Annotated in this window: 16 protein-coding genes; 7 read left to right on the top strand and 9 right to left on the bottom strand. The window is 42.9% G+C overall.

What is annotated here, in order from left to right; genetic code table 11:
- Positions 1 to 55 precede the first annotated feature (55 nt).
- The 3 genes from BLS28_RS25980 to BLS28_RS25990 form a co-directional block, all read right to left on the bottom strand.
- Positions 56 to 877, bottom strand: a complete 822-nt coding sequence (locus BLS28_RS25980) for an SDR family NAD(P)-dependent oxidoreductase (protein ID WP_091174648.1) — start codon at positions 875 to 877, stop codon at positions 56 to 58.
- 402 nt (positions 878 to 1,279) lie between these two features.
- The gene (gene galB / locus BLS28_RS25985; RefSeq protein ID WP_091174650.1) at positions 1,280 to 3,703 is read right to left on the bottom strand and encodes a beta-galactosidase GalB; all 2,424 of its coding nucleotides are present in this window, start codon (positions 3,701 to 3,703) and stop codon (positions 1,280 to 1,282) included.
- 279 nt (positions 3,704 to 3,982) lie between these two features.
- Positions 3,983 to 4,741 (bottom strand): DUF349 domain-containing protein, encoded by a 759-nt coding sequence (locus tag BLS28_RS25990; RefSeq protein ID WP_143020875.1) that lies wholly within the window; start codon positions 4,739 to 4,741, stop codon positions 3,983 to 3,985.
- Between the two features lie 469 nt (positions 4,742 to 5,210).
- On the opposite strand from BLS28_RS25990, the gene BLS28_RS30640 reads away from it, so the two are divergent.
- Complete coding sequence (locus BLS28_RS30640; RefSeq protein ID WP_143020876.1) at positions 5,211 to 5,453, top strand: hypothetical protein; 243 nt, start codon at positions 5,211 to 5,213, stop codon at positions 5,451 to 5,453.
- A 310-nt stretch (positions 5,454 to 5,763) separates the two neighbouring features.
- Here the strand turns inward: BLS28_RS30640 and BLS28_RS26005 are convergent, their stop codons facing one another.
- A complete protein-coding gene (locus BLS28_RS26005; RefSeq protein WP_091174662.1) occupies positions 5,764 to 6,054 on the bottom strand; it encodes a putative quinol monooxygenase in 291 nt (96 codons plus the stop codon).
- Positions 6,020 to 6,658 carry an NAD(P)H-dependent oxidoreductase gene (locus BLS28_RS26010; protein ID WP_091174664.1) on the bottom strand — a complete coding sequence of 213 codons (639 nt, stop codon included), beginning with the start codon at positions 6,656 to 6,658 and terminating at the stop codon, positions 6,020 to 6,022. Before BLS28_RS26010 ends, BLS28_RS26005 begins: the two co-directional genes overlap by 35 nt.
- A 99-nt stretch (positions 6,659 to 6,757) precedes the next feature.
- On the opposite strand from BLS28_RS26010, the gene BLS28_RS26015 reads away from it, so the two are divergent.
- Positions 6,758 to 7,654, top strand: coding sequence for a LysR family transcriptional regulator (locus BLS28_RS26015; RefSeq protein WP_091174667.1), 897 nt, complete (start codon positions 6,758 to 6,760; stop codon positions 7,652 to 7,654).
- Positions 7,655 to 7,739: 85 nt separating this feature from the next.
- Here the strand turns inward: BLS28_RS26015 and BLS28_RS26020 are convergent, their stop codons facing one another.
- Together BLS28_RS26020 and BLS28_RS26025 are read right to left on the bottom strand one after the other, a co-directional pair.
- Complete coding sequence (locus BLS28_RS26020) at positions 7,740 to 8,507, bottom strand: hypothetical protein (protein ID WP_143020877.1); 768 nt, start codon at positions 8,505 to 8,507, stop codon at positions 7,740 to 7,742.
- 425 nt (positions 8,508 to 8,932) lie between these two features.
- Positions 8,933 to 9,325: a DoxX family membrane protein gene (locus tag BLS28_RS26025; protein WP_167516241.1), complete on the bottom strand. Its 393-nt coding sequence runs from the start codon at positions 9,323 to 9,325 to the stop codon at positions 8,933 to 8,935.
- Positions 9,326 to 9,440: 115 nt separating this feature from the next.
- Here BLS28_RS26025 and msrA point away from each other — a divergent pair, with 115 nt between their 5' ends.
- The 5 genes from msrA to odhB all read left to right on the top strand — a co-directional run bounded on the left by msrA (position 9,441) and on the right by odhB (position 17,200).
- Positions 9,441 to 9,986 carry a peptide-methionine (S)-S-oxide reductase MsrA gene (gene msrA / locus BLS28_RS26030; protein WP_091174672.1) on the top strand — a complete coding sequence of 182 codons (546 nt, stop codon included), beginning with the start codon at positions 9,441 to 9,443 and terminating at the stop codon, positions 9,984 to 9,986.
- Positions 9,987 to 10,226: 240 nt separating this feature from the next.
- On the top strand, positions 10,227 to 11,033 hold the full coding sequence (locus BLS28_RS26035) for a 5'-nucleotidase, lipoprotein e(P4) family (RefSeq protein WP_091174674.1): 807 nt from the start codon (positions 10,227 to 10,229) through the stop codon (positions 11,031 to 11,033).
- A 259-nt stretch (positions 11,034 to 11,292) separates the two neighbouring features.
- Positions 11,293 to 12,594: a DASH family cryptochrome gene (locus tag BLS28_RS26040; RefSeq protein WP_091174677.1), complete on the top strand. Its 1,302-nt coding sequence runs from the start codon at positions 11,293 to 11,295 to the stop codon at positions 12,592 to 12,594.
- A 174-nt stretch (positions 12,595 to 12,768) separates the two neighbouring features.
- Positions 12,769 to 15,585: a 2-oxoglutarate dehydrogenase E1 component gene (locus tag BLS28_RS26045; protein WP_091174680.1), complete on the top strand. Its 2,817-nt coding sequence runs from the start codon at positions 12,769 to 12,771 to the stop codon at positions 15,583 to 15,585.
- Between the two features lie 61 nt (positions 15,586 to 15,646).
- Positions 15,647 to 17,200: a 2-oxoglutarate dehydrogenase complex dihydrolipoyllysine-residue succinyltransferase gene (gene odhB, locus BLS28_RS26050; RefSeq protein ID WP_091174683.1), complete on the top strand. Its 1,554-nt coding sequence runs from the start codon at positions 15,647 to 15,649 to the stop codon at positions 17,198 to 17,200.
- A gap of 151 nt (positions 17,201 to 17,351) precedes the next feature.
- On the opposite strand, the gene BLS28_RS26055 is transcribed toward odhB, so the two are convergent.
- Positions 17,352 to 18,989, bottom strand: a complete 1,638-nt coding sequence (locus tag BLS28_RS26055) for an ABC transporter substrate-binding protein (RefSeq protein WP_091174685.1) — start codon at positions 18,987 to 18,989, stop codon at positions 17,352 to 17,354.
- Positions 18,990 to 19,121: 132 nt separating this feature from the next.
- Positions 19,122 to 19,715: a glycoside hydrolase family 19 protein gene (locus BLS28_RS26060; RefSeq protein WP_091174687.1), complete on the bottom strand. Its 594-nt coding sequence runs from the start codon at positions 19,713 to 19,715 to the stop codon at positions 19,122 to 19,124.

Below are 19,715 nucleotides of genomic sequence, written 5' to 3' on the forward strand. Positions count from 1 at the left end.
GGCTGAATGCTTAAAGCCTAAAGCATGGTCTGATTAATTAATATACTGTAGGATATTATTTACCGTGCGCAGCGGCAGATACCTCGCTCCAGCTTTCCCACTCAGCAGCACGGCCTTCATAAGTTTGTTTAACCCACGGGTGTGCGTGTTTACCCAGGAATAAACGCAACGGAGGGTTTTCGGTGTCAATCAGCTTCAGCACAGCATCTGTAGTAGCTTCCGGTACACCGAAAATATCGGTGTCATTTAAACCAGCCTGGAAAGCCGCCCGTACAGCATCATATTCGGGCATTGCCACGGTTTGCGCGGCAGAAGCGCCAGCCCAATCAGTTGCAAAGCCGTTAGGTTCAATCAGGGAAACGTTTATTCCAAAGCCTTTTACTTCGGCGGCCAGGGTTTCACTTAAACCTTCTACCGCAAATTTAGAGGCGTTATATAAACCCAGCACAGGTAAAGTAACGAGGCCAAGTACGCTCGAAAGCTGGATAATATGGCCGTAGCCTTGTTCACGCATTACAGGTAACACTGCCTGTGATAACCATAGCAGTCCAAAAAAATTGGTTTCCATCTGCTCGCGGGCTTCCTGCTCGGTAGTTTCTTCAACGCTGCCGAATAAACCGTAACCTGCATTGTTGATCAGCACATCAATACTGCCGAAGTGTTCTTTTGCCTTGTTGATGGCTGCGAAATCTGCAGCGCGATCATTAACATCCAGTTGCAGCGGTAAAATATTGTCGCCATATTTATTTACCAGGTCATCCAAAGCGCTCAGGTTACGAGCGGTTGCTACTACTTTATCGCCTCTTTGCAGTAATGCCTCGGCCCATAATTTACCGAAACCACGTGATGCGCCGGTAATGAAAATTGTCTTTGCCATTTTTGTTGTTTTTAAATGATAGCACAAAATTAACAGGGCAAACACAGGGCAATTTATACAGAAGTAGGGAACAATGATACATTTTTACGCGGGGGCTTGTAATTGGTAATCAAAGTGTCATTAGGCGTAAATGTCGGCAGAAACTTAGAAACCGTTTGACTTTGATTGTTTTAAATGTAGAGACGCATAATTGCGTCTCCCGCATGCAATTTCGAACGAAATCAGAAGCCTTTTGAATTGGCTTGTCCGCCGGGAGACGCAATTATGCGTCTCTACAAAAAACTTTTCCTCCGTTTTAAAGGCTCTTCGGCTTATAAAAAAACGCACCCCATCTACAGGGAGACGGGGTGCGTTTTTTTATAGGTCCAAACTCCCTCTCCAAAGGAGAGGGCGGGGGTGATGTTATTTACTTTTCAGTACCAGTGTAGCACTTTTCAAACCATCAGCCGAAGCGGTTAAAGTGATCGTGCCGGCTTTTTCTTTGGCCTGTACTATGGCCAGCGCAAGGCCATGAAATGATTTTCGGTAATCAGCTTTAAACGGATCATGGCTAACCGGATCGCCGTTGTCAACGCTGGCAATGGAGCCCTCGCCGGCAATCTTAAAGTTTACCTTGTTATCAGCATCAGGTACAACGTTGCCGTCTTTATCCAATATTTTTACGGTGATAAATGACAGGTCTTTGCCATCGGCTTTGATCTGCGAGCGGTCGGCAGTCAGCTCGATTTTTGCAGGAACTCCGGCGGTATGGATCTCGCGGGTTAACACGGTTTTGCCGTTTTTGCGCGATATGGCTTTCAGCGTGCCGGGCTCATATTTTACCCGCCACATTACGTGCAGGTCGTCGCCGGTTTTCTTTTGGATGCCTAATGATTTGCCATTGAGGTAAAGCTCAACCTCATCGGCGTTGTTATAGTATGCCCAGATGTCGATCATTTTACCAGGCTGCCAGTTCCAGTGCGGGAAAATGTGGAGCACATTTTTATTGGTCCACTCACTTTGGTACATATAATATACGTCTTTAGGGAAGCCGGCCAGGTCAATAATACCGAAGTAGGAGCTGCGCGATGGCCATGAATATGGAGTTGGTTCGCCCAGATAGTCAAAGCCCGTCCAGATGAACATGCCCGAAAGGAAGTCGTACTTTTTCATCACCTTCCAGGTCATTTCATGGGTTGAGCCCCAGGGTGGTCGGGTGTTGTCATATGCCGAAACATTGTTGCCTTCCCTTACAAAAGGTTTATCATAGCTTGGCGGCCAAACCCTGATGCTATCCGAAGGCATTTCATAATAACCACGCGTTTCCAAACCCGAAGTAGTTTCAGTAGCAATAAACTTTTTACCCGGGTAACGGTCATGAAACTTAGCGTAATCAAACTGGTGATAGTTATAACCAACCAAATCAATAGCACCCGATTTTATAATTTTGTTGGTGCTATCCGGACGGTCATTAGCCGTAGTGAGCGGGCGGGTTTTATCGAGGCTGTGAACAATAGCCGCCAACTCAGGCGCAATGCGTAACGCGCTGGTATCCGCCTGTTGCGGGATTTCGTTGCCGATACTCCAGATCATGATGCTTGGATGATTGCGGTCGCGTTTGATTTGGTCTTCCAGATCGCGTTTATGCCATTCTTTAAAGTACAGGTGATAATCGTAAGTAGCCTTTTTCCATTCCCAGCAATCAAAGGCTTCATCCATCACAATAAAACCCATTTTATCGCAAAGGTCCAGCAGTTCGGGTGCCGGAGGGTTGTGCGAGGTGCGGATGCCATTACAGCCCATCGCTTTGAGCATCTGCAACTGGCGCTCCAATGCACGGTTGTTAATAGCTGCGCCAAGGCTGCCAAGGTCATGGTGATTACAAACACCTAAAATCTTCATCGGCTTCCCGTTCAGGCTGAAACCTTTATCTGCATCAAAATTAAAATAGCGAATGCCAACGGTGGTTGTATATTCATCAACTACTTTTTTGCCTTCAATAAGCTGGGTAACGGCTTTATATAAGTATGGGTTCTCTACCGACCAAAGCACCGGGTTTTTTACCGTAAGGGTATTGGTTATCGTTAAAGGCTCATTTTTATTTTGCGCTGCCGATGTAGCTTCGCCCGCGGCGGCTACCTGTTTACCGGCCGCGTCATAAAGTTTGGTGCTGATGAGCACCTGCGGCGATGCCTGGTCATTATGCAGTTGTACCTGTACATTTACTTTGGCAGAGGCACCGGTGATATCGCTCGTGGTTACATAGGTGCCCCAATGATCAATGGCGGTTTTGTTGGTGGTAACCAGCCAAACATGGCGGTAAATACCCGAACCCGAATACCAGCGCGAATTTGGCTGCACCGAGTTATCAACTTTAACAGCGATAACGTTATTACCGCCGAAATTTAAGTAAGGAGTAAGTTCATACCTGAAAGAGATATACCCGTTTGGCCTGAAGCCAAGGTGATGGCCGTTAATCCAAACATCGCTTTTTTGATATACGCCATCAAAATCAATATAAACCAGCTTGCCTTTTGATGTAGCCGGAACAGTAAAAGTTTTGCGGTACCAGCCAATGCCGCCGGGCAGGGCGCCGCCTTCAGGTGTGGCCGGGTTATCTTTTGAAAATTTACCTTCAATACTCCAGTCATGCGGCAAATTGAGCACGCGCCATTTGCTGTCGTTCAGCGTTGTTTTTTCGCCGTTTTCAACAGCGCCGAGGTTAAAGCGCCAGCTTTTATCAAAATCAAGTTTCTGCCGGTTTTGGGCAAAAGGTTTTAATGCGGCCAGCGTCAGGACGGCAAGGATGCATGCAAACTTATAAGCCCCGGCGCGGTGGGTTTTCATTGATGACATAATATCGTTTGGGATTAAATGTGTTTTGGACACTAAATTATAAATAATAGGTTAAAAGAGAAGGAATGCCGTAAATAAGTATGGAGTTGCCTTTAAATCATAATTAAGTTGAGCGATAAAGGAAAAAACTCTCCCACCCCTGAATATTTATATATAGTGCTTGCGGTCGGTGTTTTCATCGCGCCACTTCTATATTTCTTACAAAAGACATGGTACGGTAATAACATCAACCACGGGCTAAATTGGGCTCTTGGGAAATAAATGTACCAATTAAGGCTTAATCCCATTGATGTATATATCTGGATTTACGCCACCCACGTAAACAGTTTTCTTGAGATCCAAACCCTTCGTGAAATGATTAATGTGTGAATCAGATAGCCTCATTGAATTTTGCGCGCTTTTAATCGAAAAACTGCCTTCATAGAAACCTGTCAACCAACTTACCTTATATATGTATGATACATCGTTATATTTCTTTTCGTTCTCATGCTGAAATACTATTCTTTCTGACTGTGCTGAAAGATCTCTAACATCAAATATCCAGTCTTTCCAAGCATCGGTATTATTAGAATTTGAAACTCCTGCAGAATCAGTTGTAAAATAATCGTCGATAATTCTTGTAACTTGAATTGATATATTTCTAATCGGGACATCGGTATCATTAGCAACCTTAATGAAAATATTGATTGGTGTAGGCAGTATAAATAGTTTGGGAATGCTCTTTCCTCCGGTTATTTCGTTTAATGTACTGCTTTGTAAATCTTGGATTTTATCATTCCTCTCGCTTAATTGATTTTGTAAATCAATTATTTTGTTAGAAGAGTCAATAACGGTTTGTTGGCTCTCAATGATTTTGTTGCTCTTTTGAATAATATCGTTACTTTTACTAAGCAAATTTTGATATTCTAAATTTCTTTTTATTTCGTTATCCAATTCCTCCTGTTTATCGTTGAGTTTTTGTCTATAGTCAAAAAAAGCCGCAGTAACGGTAACAATGCTGCCGATGATTATAAATATTAATGGAATCATTTTTTTAGACATAAGGTTTGTAAATATAAAAAATTCAACAGGCGTTCATTGTGCTTATGGTCGGCGTTTTCATTGTACCACTTATATTTCTTACAAAAGACAGTGCTATGATGATAACATCGACCACACGCTAAAAAAATCAATCTTGAAATAGGAGATTTAAACCTATGGTGGTAACACCATAGCTATTAACTTAGGCCAGCAGTTGGAGGTTAGCAGGGTTAACATAAAATTGATAATCAGTTAACTGATTGTATGGCTGGTTAGCTCTAAGCAGCCTATTGATGTGTTGAAGGATGAATAGTAGCCGATTGGATTTATGTATTATAACAACATCAAACTTAAATCATCTTATACTATTTCCTCTAACATTCCGTTTCAAGATTCAATGAAAGCAATCGCCTTTATCATGTTAATTTTTATGGTGCTCATTTCCACAATACCGGGAAAAGCGGAGCCTATATATAACATGACCAAAAATTGCTGTCATCACATGGATCATATGCCGCAGAAACAGCATGGCGGTCAAAAAGGATGTGACGGTGGTATGTGCATGACCATGCTATCGTGTAACAATTGCTGCTTTTTAAAAGTTGAACCTATCAAGGCCGGACCTGTTGCCGCTATTATTAGTAGCAATGCTCCTTTGCTTGACCTTGCAGGCAATTTATCCGATTACGCCAACACCTGCTGGAACCCTCCGAAAGCTTGATAAAAAGACATCTGCCTGTTTTCAATAGTATATCTTTTTATTAAACATTCAATTTAAAAAATCATGAAGAAGTTTCTTTTCATCACCACTGTGATGCTGTTTACCATATTTAATATTTCGTTTGCTAATACGCCTTGCTGCAATAACAAAATGAACCATTGCACCAAATGCGCAAAGTCATGCACCATGCCAACGTGTTTAGACAACTGCAGCAAATCATGCAAAGCCTCGGGCGATCGCAATAAAACCTGTGGCAAATAACAAAACGGCCCCCGGTGGAAACCGGGGGCCGTTTTGTTAACTATCTATTTTAATGCACCCTGTCGGTTTTATATATCCCAAGCGGGCCGTCTATAATATCAGCAATCTGCTTACTGAATAACTGAAAATGCTCCTGCTTAACATGCTGATCAAGCCCTTCCCGGCTGGCCCAGGTTTCATGAAAAATAAACTGGGTTTCGTCTGTTGTTGATTGGTATAGCTCGTATTGCAGGCAGGCTTCTTCCTGGCGGGATGCTGCTACCAGCTTATCCAAAAAATCTTTCATTTGGGCAGTGGTGCCGGCCTTACACTTCACTAAGGCTGTTAAGTAAATTTTCATGGCTTGGGTTGTTTTGGGTAAATAGCTTGTTTAAATGTTCCTGGTAGCGTTGCAGGTTCTCCTCAATATTAGCGTTTTTCATTACATCATAAAAGTGAATACTTTCTAAAGCCTGCATACCGGTAAAAGCGTTCATGCGGTGAAAGCCAAACAGGGGGCCTTCGTCAACACTGCGTTCATTAAAAAACTCGCCGGGTAAGGTGAAAGCGGTAACCGGTGCATTCCATGATGTGGTAAGCATGTATTTTTTGCCCTGCATTAAGCCCCCTGTGCCGTAATTAATGCCGGGGTTTTCGGCGGTGCGGCCATCGCTGCGGTAAATGCCGTTTTGATATCCGGCGGTAAAAACTTCGTCGATATATTTTTTAAAGGCATGCGGTACCTGGAACCACCAAACCGGGGTGTGGTAAATAATCACATCGGCCCATTTATAGTTTTCAGCCTCTTGCATGGGGTCGTACTCATGGTTTACATCGGTTGAACGAACTTCAAAATCAGGGTGACCGGTAAAATACTGCACGGTCGTATCCAATAATGTTTTGTTAAATCTTCCGCCGGAGTGACCGAAGATCTGCCCTCCGTTTATTACAAATATGTTTGTCATTTATTTTCTGTTTTAATTTTCATCAAAATTACAGCGGCTTAATTCATTATTAAAATAGTTTAATTTATACATTTGTATCATAATTATAATAGATAGGCTATGGTTAATTTTGAATGGTTCCGCACCTTTAAGGCGATATATGAAACAGGTTCGTTAACCGGCGCGGCCGAAGCGCTGTTTATTTCGCAGCCGGGAGTAAGCCTGCATCTAAGCTCATTGGAAAGTTATGTAGGCTACAAATTGTTCGACCGTACCTCGCGTAAAATGGTATCCACAGAGCGGGGTAAGATCTTATACAACTATATCCTGGAGGCAATTTGTAAACTGGAGGATGCCGAACGGCATTTTCATAAAAGCACCGAAAAGGATGTGCCTACCATAAGTATAGGCATGTGCTTTGAAACTTTTCAGTTTACGCTCGAATCCTACCTGCCCACATTGCCTTTTAATGTGATCATCAAATTTGGCGAATACCCCGAAATGCTTGCCGACCTGGACAATGGCATCCTCGATATGATTGTTACGCCTCATAAAGGCGATTATAAAGGTCTTGAGTATAAACCTTTTTTTAAAGAACGGATAGTGGTGCTTGCCGGGGCGCAAACGCCAACCGACGAATTTAATGAACTATTGAAAACTAAAGACCTAAACCAGATTCAAACCTGGCTTAAAGCCCAAACCTGGTACGGCTCATCGGGCGATATGGAACACCTGCGGCGCTTCTGGCATATTAACTTTGGCAAACGACCTGATTTTAAGCCTAATTTCATCGTCCCTAACATGGGCTCTATTATCCGTTGTTTGAGTAATGGTAAAGGCATAGCCGTGATCCCTGATTTCCTTTCAAGAAAGGAGCGGGACAGCGGCAATATCAAACTGCTTTGGGAAGGATATAATTTAATTGAGAACACCTTGTACTTCGGCACCCGCAAAAAATCCATTTACGCAGAGCAGGTAGGAATGATCCAGGAAATTTTTGAGCGGGAGATGGTGTAAGCCTCTAATCGCCGCCGCTCGCCTCCGGCGAGTGGCAACTATTAAGGCGGCCTCTGGCCGCCGTGGCAAAAGAAGACCATGTGATTTATCGAAACTCAAACATTTCTTTGTTAAGATTGCCGGAATACCATCTGTCATTTATAAAGTAATAAGTTTCCTTACCTAAAATGATCATAGGGAAATTACCTGCAATTTTTTGTTTGGTCTTGTTTCTTGTTGTGATAAAGTGATCGAATATGTCTTGCTTAACGCTGTAAAAGACATTTTGCTGCATGTCGAAGGCTAAAACTGTGTTAGTGTCATAGGCATAGTTTTCTTTAGGGCGAGGTTTTGAATCAACAAAATCATGTACACTGACTTTTAATTTGCAGTTGTTAATACTGTTGCCAACCAAATGTAATTTAATGCGGTATTCTTCCTGTTGTTCGCCGGATTCCCCGGTAAGATATCTTAAAACATGCATGGCCTTGTATAGATGTTGGCCCTCCACGCAGATGATCAGAGTATTTCCTAACCCAACTCCCGATCCGCCTCTTACTGCATAGTTAATCTCAATAAAGTTTTTATTCAATAACCTAATGTCAGGAGTTTCTCCCCAAAAATCATCTATTGTAATAATATCTTTGAGGCAAATCATTTTAAGCACATGGTTTGCATAGTCAGGAACGATCTTCACCGTTTGATTTTTACCATCGATGGATGTAAGATGATATATTTTGGTGTCTCTTTTGGCTGCTTTTGCCTCAGCCGTTTTTAACCAATCTTGTGCAGATGAATGATCGAAATAAAGTATAAAAACCAAGGAAATAATTAAGGCGGCGTATCTGTTCATAAGATAAGGTTTACAGGCCAATTTATGCTTTTATTTTGCTGCTTTTACTACTAATTCCAGATTAAAATAATGCTGACAATGTACTGTCAGTACAATGATCATAGTAGCGTGTATTTTCAAAAAACTCCAAAAAAACGAAAAAAAACAAACAAAAAATCCGGGCATTTTGCCCGGATCTGAAACGCTGAATTTATATTCCTAAAAGGCTTGTTTGCTGATAATCAAATATTTAATAGTGTTTCGGGTAGGGTGTTAAATTTCTGATTATCAATGTGTTTCATTTTTAACGCGTTCCGGCGTTTCGCTCTCAAAAAATGGAACATTTGTTATTTGCAAAAAAAGAAACGCCGGCAATTTTTAATTTTTTTATGGAGAATCAAAAAATTGGGACACCTTGTTTGTTACATTGGATATTGTCCAATAAAGCCTGTAGAATCACCGGGTGCTTATACCGTTGGCGTGGCCGTAAAAATACTCGCATAATACTTGCGATAGGCAAACAGCAAAAATACCTCTAAAACTATAACCGCCAGTCCAATTGGCAAACCGGCCGGTGCCAAAATGGCATGGAACAGGAATATATTTAGCGAAATAGGTAGCAGCAATAACACAAACAGTGCCGTATACCGGTTGATAATTAAAAACAGGCCGCTGGTTATTTCAATTACTTTCATGTATTGAAAAAAATAACCTGAACCAAATAACCCGCCGCTAAAAGCCTGTGCCTTATCGCTCATGGGCGGTTGGGCCATATGCAGAAACTGGAAAAAGAAGTTTAACCCAAACACCACGAAGACCAGGCCCAGCAAAACGCGGGCAATTAATACTGCAATTTTCATAATTAATAGGTTTAATATAAGGTTAAACACTAAGTTTAGTAATTTAATTGACATATTCAAATCAGCCTCATAGCTAACTATTTAAACAGGCATTACTTTTGATAAAACAGGACATATGAACATTCAAAAAATAACTTTCGGCAACGGTTGCTTTTGGTGCACCGAAGCCGTTTTCCAATCTCTTAAAGGTGTAACATCAGTAACCTCGGGTTATATGGGCGGCAAAGTTTTAAACCCAACCTATGAGCAGGTTTGTACAGGCGCTACCGGTCATGCCGAAGTGATTCACCTGGAGTATGACGCCGACGTGATCTCGTTTGATGAATTGCTATTGGTTTTCTTTAAAACCCATAACCCAACAACACTTAACCGCCAGGGTAACGACGTGGGCACACAATACCGCTCGGCTATATTTTATTATACAGATGAACAAAAGCAGGCTTCGGAAGCGATGATCAAAACGCTTACCGATGAGCAGGTTTTTGACGATCCTATCGTAACCGAAATCACCCCGGCAAGTACATTTTACAGCGCCGAAGATTACCACCAGAATTATTTCAACGATAATCCTAATAAGTCGTACTGCGCGTTTGTTATCCAGCCAAAACTCAATAAATTTGCCAAGGAGTTTAAGGATAAAATAAAGCCGGAGCTGTTATAAGATGCCTATCATACGGAGTGTTTAAATCGAGCGGCTCTGAAGATGAAGTAATATTAAGCAAAAGGGCCTGTCACCCTGAGCCCGTCGAAGGGTCGTGCGCAGAGGCCTTGCTCACCATGATTCGAGGGCTTCAGCATGACACCCGTTTAGTTAAACGGTAGTTCGTTAAAGCATGCCGGCGTACTTTTTTCGCATTAGTCTTCGACAAGGTCTCGACCGTCACTCTTTTAATCAACCCATATGAAAAAAAGCTATAGCTATCTACTATCAGGCCTGTTGTTATTCAGCGCCTGCTCATCTGTTAAAAAAACTGCCAATCCTAATACCAGCATTACCAACGATGGTAAGATCTGGGCTTCATTATGGCAGCAGCGGGCAGCGGAGTACAAAGCATTATGCTTTCAGGCCTATAACGTAGCTAAACTCAGGGTTGATGAAGGGATTAAGAACCCCGGTGATAAGCCACTGGCCATTGTTACCGATATTGACGAAACGGTGCTGGATAATAGCCCCTATGATGCCCATCGCGCCTTACAGAACTTAGATTACAGCGATGCCACCTGGAAACAATGGACAGACAAAGCCCTTGCTGATACCGTGCCGGGCGCACCTGCTTTTTTTAAGTACGCCGCATCAAAAGGGATCACGATATTTTACATTACCAACCGTAATGAAAATGAGCGGGCAAGTACGCTTAAAAATCTGCAATTGTATGGATTGCCTAATGCCGATGATGAACACCTGCAGTTGAAAACTACTTCATCGAGCAAGGAAGCGCGCCGTCTTAACGTTTTAAAAACACATAACATCCTGCTGCTTTGCGGCGATAACCTGCCCGATTTTGACCTGCTGTATGATAGTCACCCGCCCGAAGAAAGCAGGACGGCTACCACACAAAAGCTGCAAGCGGAATTTGGCAAAAGGTATATTGTTATTCCCAATCCTTCATATGGTGATTTTGAGGGGGCACTTTTCCGGTTTAATTATAAGCTTAGCCCTGCCCAAAAAGATTCGGTGATCAGGGCGAAGATCAAAGCCGATCAGTAAAACTACTGATCTTTAACTGTTGACGAGGGATAGCCGCCCGGGCAGGTATATAACTTAATTGCCTGTATTTACGTATATTTACACGCTGATCCCCCTATAGGTGTAATTATTTTATATAGCTAAAGCATTTTACTTAGTTTAATAAAATAATTGAATGTTTGGGTGATGTCATAATCTTGCGGTAAAATGTGCATGAAGCGCAAATAAATTGCAAATTTGCATACTGCATTATTATTATTCAGTTAACCCCTGTTTAACTATGAGTGATAGAACTATTCTGGTTTGGTTTAGAAATGACTTGCGCATAAATGATAACGAAATTTTGTTAGAAGCTGTACGCAAGGCTGATAAAATACTGCCGGTTTATTGTTTCGATCCTTATTATTTTCAACATACCGAAACGGGGGCTTCAAAAACAGGGAATTTCAGGGCGAGGTTCCTTTTAGAGGCCGTTGCCGATCTCCGCAAAAATTTACAGGGTTTTGGTGCCGAATTGATCATCCGCATTGGTAACCCTGCCGATGTGATCCCGCAGCTTGCACAGGAATACCAGGTAAATGAAGTTTATCATCACCGTGAGGTAGCCTACGAGGAAACCAATATCTCCGAGCAGGTTGAAACTGCGCTATGGAAAATGAGGCTTAACCTCAAGCATTTCATCGGTCATACCATGTATCATAAGGAAGATCTTCCTTTCCCGATTAAGGATATCCCGGATAGTTTCGCGGTTTTTAAAAAGAAGGTGGAACGTGACAGTAATGTTCGTCCGTGCGTACCAAAACCCGATCATATCAGCGTTCCGGAAATTACCGATGCCGGCGAATTACCAACCTTGCAACAATTAGGTTTAAACGAGCCTGTTGACGATATGCGTGCTACTGAATATTTTCAGGGGGGCGAAACAGCGGCTTTGGTGCAAATGCATAAGTGTTTTGCCAATGCAGACCAGCTGCTGAAACAAAAAAATGGGCGTAACGGCTCTGATTGCTCTTCAAAACTTTCTCCCTGGATCTCGATAGGGTGTATTTCGCCGAGGCAGGTTTACTGGGAAATTCAGAAATATGGCAGTAATGGTAACCTGTTAAAGCTTGAATTGCTTTGGCGCGATTACTTCAGGTTCATGTTTAAAAAACACGGCCAAAAATTTATCAAAGCTAAAGACGAAGCTCAGGGCACCGACCTTGCGCCGGACGCCGAGCTGTCGCTCCAAAAATGGAAAAACGGCGAAACAGGAGTGCCCCTTATTGATGCAGCAATCCATGAACTTAATGCTACAGGCTATATCAGTAATCAAAACCGGCAGGTAGTAGCGGGCTATTTAGTAAACACCCTCAAAGCCGACTGGGTACAGGGTGCTGCTTATTTTGAAGAAAAGCTTATTGATTACTCACCGGCCAGCAATTGGGGCAACTGGGCCTTTATTGCCGGTGTTAACGATGCTAAGGAAAGCAAATACGCTATAGTTACCAAGCTGCCCAAAGAGCTTGAAGCCAAAACCGATTTTGTGAATACCTGGCAGCCATCATCCATTGATGAAGCCGGGGATTTGGTTAGCGCTTAAAAATATTATCTGCACCGAAATATTTTATATCTGTTTCAAAACAACACGCCATAATTTGAGTTTTCACCCCAATGGGTAAAATAAGCCTAATAATGGCTAAATTTCTTTACAATTAATTATGAAGTATATAGCGGTATATCATTACTTTTGTACCGTTTTAAAGATCAGTTTCACATGGATCGTCTCAATTATATAAATAGCGGAAACGCTGCCTACATATCTTCCCTATACGAACAGTACAAACAGGAACCGGAATCGGTTGATTTTGGATGGCAAAAATTCTTTGAAGGATTTGATTTTGGTAAAGATACCGATGCTGCCGGAGCAATTGCACCTGCCGTAGTTGGTGAAGCTACTCCTGAACATTTTTTAAAGGAAATCAACGTATTAAACATGATAGATGGTTACCGCTCGCGCGGGCATTTGTTTGCAAAAACAAACCCCGTTCGCGAACGCCGCCATTATTACCCAGGCAAGGAGCTTGAAACTTTTGGCTTGAGCGAAGCCGACCTTGATACCGTTTTTAATGCCGGTGTTGAAGTTGGTTTAGGTGCCGCCAAATTGCGCGATATCCGACAGTTGCTTGAGGATACTTACTGCCGTTCAATAGGTACGGAATATAAATACATCCGTAATCCCATTAAAATAAAATGGTTTGAAGAGCGGATGGAAAGCCGTCGTAATACACCTTCTTTTACCCTTGATGAAAAGAAGGAAATGCTTAACAAGCTGAACGAAGCAGTAACTTTCGAAAACTTTTTGGGCACCAAATTCCTTGGTCAAAAACGTTTTTCACTGGAAGGTGCCGAAGCGCTGATCCCTTCAATGGATTCGGTAATTAAAAAAGGCGCCGATCTGGGTATCGAGGAGTTTATCATCGGTATGGCGCACCGCGGGCGTTTGAACGTGTTGACCAACATCATGGAGAAAACCTATAAAGAGGTATTCTCTGAGTTTGAAGGTAAAAACTACGATTCTGAATCGCCTTTTGGTGGTGACGTGAAATACCACTTAGGTTTTTCAACCGACGTGCTTACCAAAAGCGGTAAAAAAGTTCACCTGAGCCTTTGCCCTAACCCATCGCACCTGGAAGCTGTTGACCCGGTTGTAGAAGGGATTACCCGTTCAAAAATCGACTTTAAATATGGCGGCGATCATTCAAAGATCGCTCCAATCCTGATTCATGGCGATGCTTCAATTGCCGGACAGGGTATAGTATATGAAGTTTTACAAATGGAAAAACTGGATGGTTACCGCACAGGCGGCACCATTCACCTGGTTATCAACAACCAGATAGGGTTTACCACCAACTATAAAGACGCCCGTTCAAGTACTTATTGTACCGATGTTGCCAAAACTGTGCTTTCGCCGGTTTTTCACGTAAACGGTGATGATGTTGAAGCTTTGGCTTATGTAGTAAACCTGGCTATGGAATACAGGCAGGTATTTAATGAGGACGTATTTATCGATATCCTTTGCTACCGCCGTTATGGCCATAACGAAGCTGATGAGCCTAAATTCACCCAGCCGCTGTTATACAAGGCTATCGACGCGCACCCTAACCCTTTAAAGATTTACAATCAAAAACTGATAGATGAAGGCAGTATAGATGCTGAATTCCTGAAATCTATCGAAAAAACCTTCAAAGATGAGTTACAGCAAAAGCTAGATGAAGTAAAATCAGAAGAAAGGTTTACTGATACTATTGCCATGTTTGAAGGTGCTTGGAGCGGATTGCACCTGGCAAGCCATAAAGAACTGGTAAAAGCTATTGATACTTCTGTAGCCGAAGAAACCATATTAGAGATTGGTAATAAGATCACTGTGTTACCACCAAATAAAGAGTTCTTCAAGAAAATTGAGAAACTGTTTGAAGACCGCAGTGCCATGGTGAACAAAACCAAAGTGTTTGACTGGGCCATGGGCGAACTGCTTGCTTACGGAACTTTGTTAAAAGAAGGTTACCCTATCAGGTTAAGTGGTGAAGACGTAAAACGTGGTACTTTCTCGCATCGCCATGCGGTATTGACGCTGGTTGATTCGGAAGACGAATTTACACCGCTTGCATCCATTAACCCCGAAGCTAAATTAAGCATCTATAACTCTTTATTATCTGAGTATGGCGTTTTAGGTTTTGAATACGGCTATGCACTTGCAAACCCAACTGCTTTAACCATTTGGGAGGCCCAGTTTGGTGATTTCTTTAACGGTGCCCAGATCATTGTTGACCAGTACATTGCCAGTGCCGAAACTAAATGGCAGCGTGGTAATGGTTTGGTTATGTTGTTGCCTCACGGTTATGAAGGCCAGGGCCCTGAGCACTCATCTGCACGGGTTGAACGCTTTTTAGAGCTTTGTGCCGATGATAACATTCAAATTGCCAACTGCACAACCCCTGCCAACTTCTTCCATATTTTACGCAGGCAAATGCACCGTGATTTCCGTAAGCCTTTGATCATTTTTACACCAAAAAGCTTATTGCGCAGTCCTAAATGTGTATCGCCAATTGAAGATTTTACCAACGGTAAATTCCACGAGTTGATAGATGATACTTATGTTGATCCTAAAAAGGTAAAACGCGTGTTGTTGTGTACCGGTAAGGTTTATTACGATCTGCTTGACAAACAACAGGCCGATAACCGTAAGGATGTGGCTATTGTACGTGTAGAGCAGCTTTACCCCACTCCGGTTACCCAAATTTTGAAGATCAAAGCTAAATACGAAAAGGCCGAATTTATCTGGGTACAGGAAGAGCCTGAAAACATGGGCGCATGGCCATACATTTGCCGTAAATTCCATAATGATAAGGTGATTAACCTGAGCGTTATTTCAAGGATTGAAGGCAGCAGTACCGCAACAGGCTTTGCTAAACAGCATGCCGCCCAGCAGTTATACATAGTTTCAAAAGCTTTTGAGGCCCCAGCCGGTAAAGTGGTTAAAGAAGCTGTTAAAAAAACAACAAAGAAAATGGCTGATGCCGGGGCTGATTGATCAATAAGTTAAGCATCCTGACATCATCCAGAAAAAAATATAAAATCTACAATACTACAATATGAGCTTAGCGATTAAGGTGCCTACCGTAGGCGAATCAATTACAGAAGTGACCCTTTCGAGCTGGAAAAAGAAAGACGGCGACCACGTTGAAATGGACGAGGTTATTGCCGAACTTGAGTCAGACAAGGCTACTTTTGAGCTTACTGCCGAAAAAGCCGGTACTTTAAAAATCGTTGCCAATGAAGGCGATGTACTACCAATTGGCGCTGTTGTTGCCAATATTGAAGACGGAGGCGCTGAAGTTGCTGCTCCTGCAGCACAGCCACAGCCAGAAGTTGTTGCAAACGCTCCTGCTCCGGCCCCTGTTGCTGCCGCTCCGGCTGCCGCATCAGCATCTGTCGAAATTAAAGTACCACCGGTAGGTGAATCTATCACGGAGGTTACATTATCTCGGTGGATTAAGAAAGACGGCGACGCTGTTGCTATGGATGAAGCTATTGCCGAGCTGGAATCAGATAAAGCTACGTTTGAACTTACTGCCGAAAAAGCAGGTACGTTAAAAACAATCGCTAAAGAAGGCGATGTATTAGCGATTGGTACCGTAGTTTGTATTATTGAAGGTGCAGGTGCTTCACAGCCTACAGTAACCCCGGCTGTAGTTAGCGCTACCGATGAATCGCCACGTGGTGGTGCAGCTGCCGAAAGTGCTAAAACTTATGCCTCAGGTACGCCATCACCGGCTGCCGCCAAAATATTAGCCGAAAAAGGTGTTGATCCAAAATCAGTATCAGGTTCAGGTGTTGATGGCCGGATCACTAAAGGTGATGCCCTTGGCGCGCAAGCTCCGGCAGCTAAACCTGCCGCTCCTGCTCCAGCTGCCCAAACTGCTGCTCCTGTTGTAGCAAGCGGTGCCAGGGACGAGAAACGCGAGAAAATGACTTCGTTGCGTAAAACCGTTGCTAAGCGTTTAGTATCGGTTAAAAATGAAACGGCAATGCTTACCACCTTTAACGAGGTTGATATGCAGCCGATCATGGAATTACGCGGTAAATACAAAGATAAATTCAAAGAGAAACATGGCGTTGGCTTAGGCTTCATGTCGTTCTTTACCAAAGCGGTTACCGAGGCTTTGAAAGACTGGCCGGCTGTTGGTGCACGTATTGAGGGCGAAGAGATCGTATACAGCAATTTTGCTGATATCTCTATCGCTGTTTCTGCCCCTAAAGGTTTGGTTGTTCCGGTTATCCGCAATGCTGATAGCATGAGCCTTGCCGAAATTGAGAAAGCCATTGTGGTACTTGCCGGTAAAGCCCGCGAAAACAAACTGACCATCCCTGAAATGACCGGCGGCACATTTACCATTACCAATGGTGGTGTATTTGGTTCGATGTTATCGACGCCGATCATTAATGCACCGCAATCGGCCATTTTAGGTATGCATAATATCATTGAGCGCCCGGTAGCAGTAAACGGACAGGTTGTGATCCGCCCGATGATGTACCTTGCCCTGTCATATGATCACCGCATCATTGACGGTCGTGAATCGGTAAGCTTCCTGGTAAGGGTTAAACAATTGCTTGAAGATCCTGCAAGGTTGTTGTTAGGTGTATAACCCTGCAAAAACTTTATAAAAGAGATCCCGGTAGGTTTTCCCTCCGGGATTTTTTTGTGTAATAGGTTTCGCAAGGTTTTGAAATTTGTCAGGTGATTAGAAGTAGCGACGAACCAAGTACAACTAATCTCTGACCTCCAACCTCTAATCACTAAAGCCGCTTCACCACCCTTTTAAGCACTAACAAATTTTGACCATTAAGGCTATAGCCACTAATGTTGTTTTGATAAAGGTTTACCAGTTTATCGTAGTATAATACTACAATGGGCGATTGCTCCATCATCAGATTATCCATCTGGCGGTAGAGGGCGAAACGTTTTTCATCATCTTTTACCTGGTAGGTTTGCTCAAAAAGTTCATCGAACCTTTTATTGTTGAACCCGGTATAATTGGGGCCGAAGGGAATTTTATTTTTGGAGTAAAAAACTGAAAGGTAGTTTTCGGCATCTGGATAATCGGCTATCCAGGAGCCGTAAAAAAAGTTGATGCCGTTTTTTGAGATTAGTTCGCGCAGGCTGGCACCCTGGGTTATCTCTACATTTGTTTTTATACCAATGCGTTCCAATTGGCCTTGTACATACTCAATTAAACTGCGGTAACCAATAGTGGTAGCCAGGGTAATTTCGGGCATGTTTTTACCATTGGGATAACCGGCATCGCGGAGCAGGCAGCGAGCTTTTTCCGGGTCGTATAGATAACCTTTTACCCCGGTGCCGTTAAAGCCTGGCATGCCTTCGGGCACAAAACCTCCGTAGCCCGGTGTACCCATACTGTTGCGGAGGTATTTGATCATCTTTTCGCGGTCGATGGCGTAGTTGATGGCCTGCCTGATCTTAAGTATTTTTAAGGGCGATTTTTTTACAATGGGCAAAGTGGTATCAACCAGCATGCCCAGGTAAATGGTATTCAGGTAAGGAGCGGTATTGAGTATAAATTTACCCTTATATTTTTGCGTTACCTTGCCTGCTTTGGTGAGGATATCATCGCGATAGCTGCCATCGATATCATTTAAAAAATCGATGTTCTTTTTTACAAACTCCAGGAATGAGGTTTGCTTATCAGCAATAAAGGTGGAGCGGATGGCATCCAAATAGGGGAGGTGCTTACCTTTTTCATCTTTTTCCCAATAATGCTCATTCTTTAAAAATACCAGTACTTCACCCTCTTTCCAGTATTTAAACCTGAAAGGGCCGGTGCCTACCGGATGGCTCCTGAAGTCCTTGCCATAAAACTCAACCACTTCTTTTGGGACTACAGAACAATATTGTGCCGTGAGTAAGCTTAGAAAGGGAGCGAAAGGCTGTTTAAGCCTTATTTGGAAAGTACTGTCATTAGGTGCCATGAAGGCGCTTTTATCCTTTACCTTATCACTGAAGATCCATGAGCCGGATGAAGCGACTTTGGGATCGATCAAACGACCGAAGCTATAAGCAAAATCTGAGGCCACTGCCCTTCGACCTGTACCATTTGCAAAATGAGGGTCGTCATGAAAATATACATCATTACGCAGATGGAAGGTATATAATAAACCATCAGCTGATGTTTCCCAGCTTTTGGCTATACAGGGAATGGTTTTTAAACTATCGTTGATCTGTACCAGGCCGTTATAAAGCTGGTTATCCATCCAAATGGTATAATGATTGCGGCAAAAGGCAGGATCAAGTGAGGTAAGGCCTTCTTCCAGATTGATATTAAAAACGGTTTTGTGCTGATCGGGAGAAGTATCAGTATGGCAGGAACAAAGCTGAATGGAGAATAGTACAAAAAGGTAAGTGATCAGCTTATTCATTTAAGCTAATATATCAAATATCATGATATCAGAGTGGGGGGTTAGTTGATTATTGCGCAGGGATGATTGATTGCCGAAAGTAAAAGTTGTGCGACTGTTCGAGATTAAAGGTTAAACAGTCGCATACTCAATTTACGCATCAATACCGGTCAATCCCTTATAAAAATGTTTGGCATAACCTGCTATCAGCACATCGTGATCATTCCCGTTAATAATACGGCGGGCGTTGATCCAGTCGGCATGGGTGGCGTCAAAATATTTGCCTAAGCCAACGCCGGTAAACATGCCTTTTGTCATACCTTCAATCATAATATTGGCAGCTATATCAGGTTGAAGCGCCAATTCGGGATGGTTAAGCAGGTCGAGATGTAAATGCTTGCTCATGGCGTCATAGTTCTCGTACCATGTTAATTGTACAAAACCGCGGCCATAATAAAGCTGATCGGGCGTTGTATAAGGGATACGGTGACCTGGCCCCCCGCCCATTTTAAATTTTTCGCCATAGGGATGACCTTTGCCTTTGCCAAATTCAGTTATCGGCTGCATAGTACCTGCGCATTCATGGTAAACGGTGCCTAACATGTAGGCTACTTTACGCTGATCGGTAACGCCGGCATCTGCTGCGGCCTTTAAAATGGCTTCGATACCATCAACCTGGCTTTGTGAAATGTGACCTTTAAAAACTGTGTCACGAATGGTGTCATAAAATTCTTTTGTACCTGGCAT

The sequence above is a fragment of the Mucilaginibacter gossypii genome (genome assembly GCF_900100945.1).
GTDB lineage: Bacteria > Bacteroidota > Bacteroidia > Sphingobacteriales > Sphingobacteriaceae > Mucilaginibacter > Mucilaginibacter gossypii.

Coding starts and splice junctions, on each gene's coding strand:
- BLS28_RS25980 (WP_091174648.1), bottom strand. CDS start 877: ATGGCAAAGACAATTTTCATTACCGGCGCATCACGTGGTTTCGGTAAA.
- galB (WP_091174650.1), bottom strand. CDS start 3,703: ATGAAAACCCACCGCGCCGGGGCTTATAAGTTTGCATGCATCCTTGCC.
- BLS28_RS25990 (WP_143020875.1), bottom strand. CDS start 4,741: ATGATTCCATTAATATTTATAATCATCGGCAGCATTGTTACCGTTACT.
- BLS28_RS30640 (WP_143020876.1), top strand. CDS start 5,211: ATGACCAAAAATTGCTGTCATCACATGGATCATATGCCGCAGAAACAG.
- BLS28_RS26005 (WP_091174662.1), bottom strand. CDS start 6,054: ATGAAAATTTACTTAACAGCCTTAGTGAAGTGTAAGGCCGGCACCACT.
- BLS28_RS26010 (WP_091174664.1), bottom strand. CDS start 6,658: ATGACAAACATATTTGTAATAAACGGAGGGCAGATCTTCGGTCACTCC.
- BLS28_RS26015 (WP_091174667.1), top strand. CDS start 6,758: ATGGTTAATTTTGAATGGTTCCGCACCTTTAAGGCGATATATGAAACA.
- BLS28_RS26025 (WP_167516241.1), bottom strand. CDS start 9,325: ATGAAAATTGCAGTATTAATTGCCCGCGTTTTGCTGGGCCTGGTCTTC.
- msrA (WP_091174672.1), top strand. CDS start 9,441: ATGAACATTCAAAAAATAACTTTCGGCAACGGTTGCTTTTGGTGCACC.
- BLS28_RS26035 (WP_091174674.1), top strand. CDS start 10,227: ATGAAAAAAAGCTATAGCTATCTACTATCAGGCCTGTTGTTATTCAGC.
- BLS28_RS26040 (WP_091174677.1), top strand. CDS start 11,293: ATGAGTGATAGAACTATTCTGGTTTGGTTTAGAAATGACTTGCGCATA.
- BLS28_RS26045 (WP_091174680.1), top strand. CDS start 12,769: ATGGATCGTCTCAATTATATAAATAGCGGAAACGCTGCCTACATATCT.
- odhB (WP_091174683.1), top strand. CDS start 15,647: ATGAGCTTAGCGATTAAGGTGCCTACCGTAGGCGAATCAATTACAGAA.
- BLS28_RS26055 (WP_091174685.1), bottom strand. CDS start 18,989: ATGAATAAGCTGATCACTTACCTTTTTGTACTATTCTCCATTCAGCTT.
- BLS28_RS26060 (WP_091174687.1), bottom strand. CDS start 19,715: ATGCCAGGTACAAAAGAATTTTATGACACCATTCGTGACACAGTTTTT.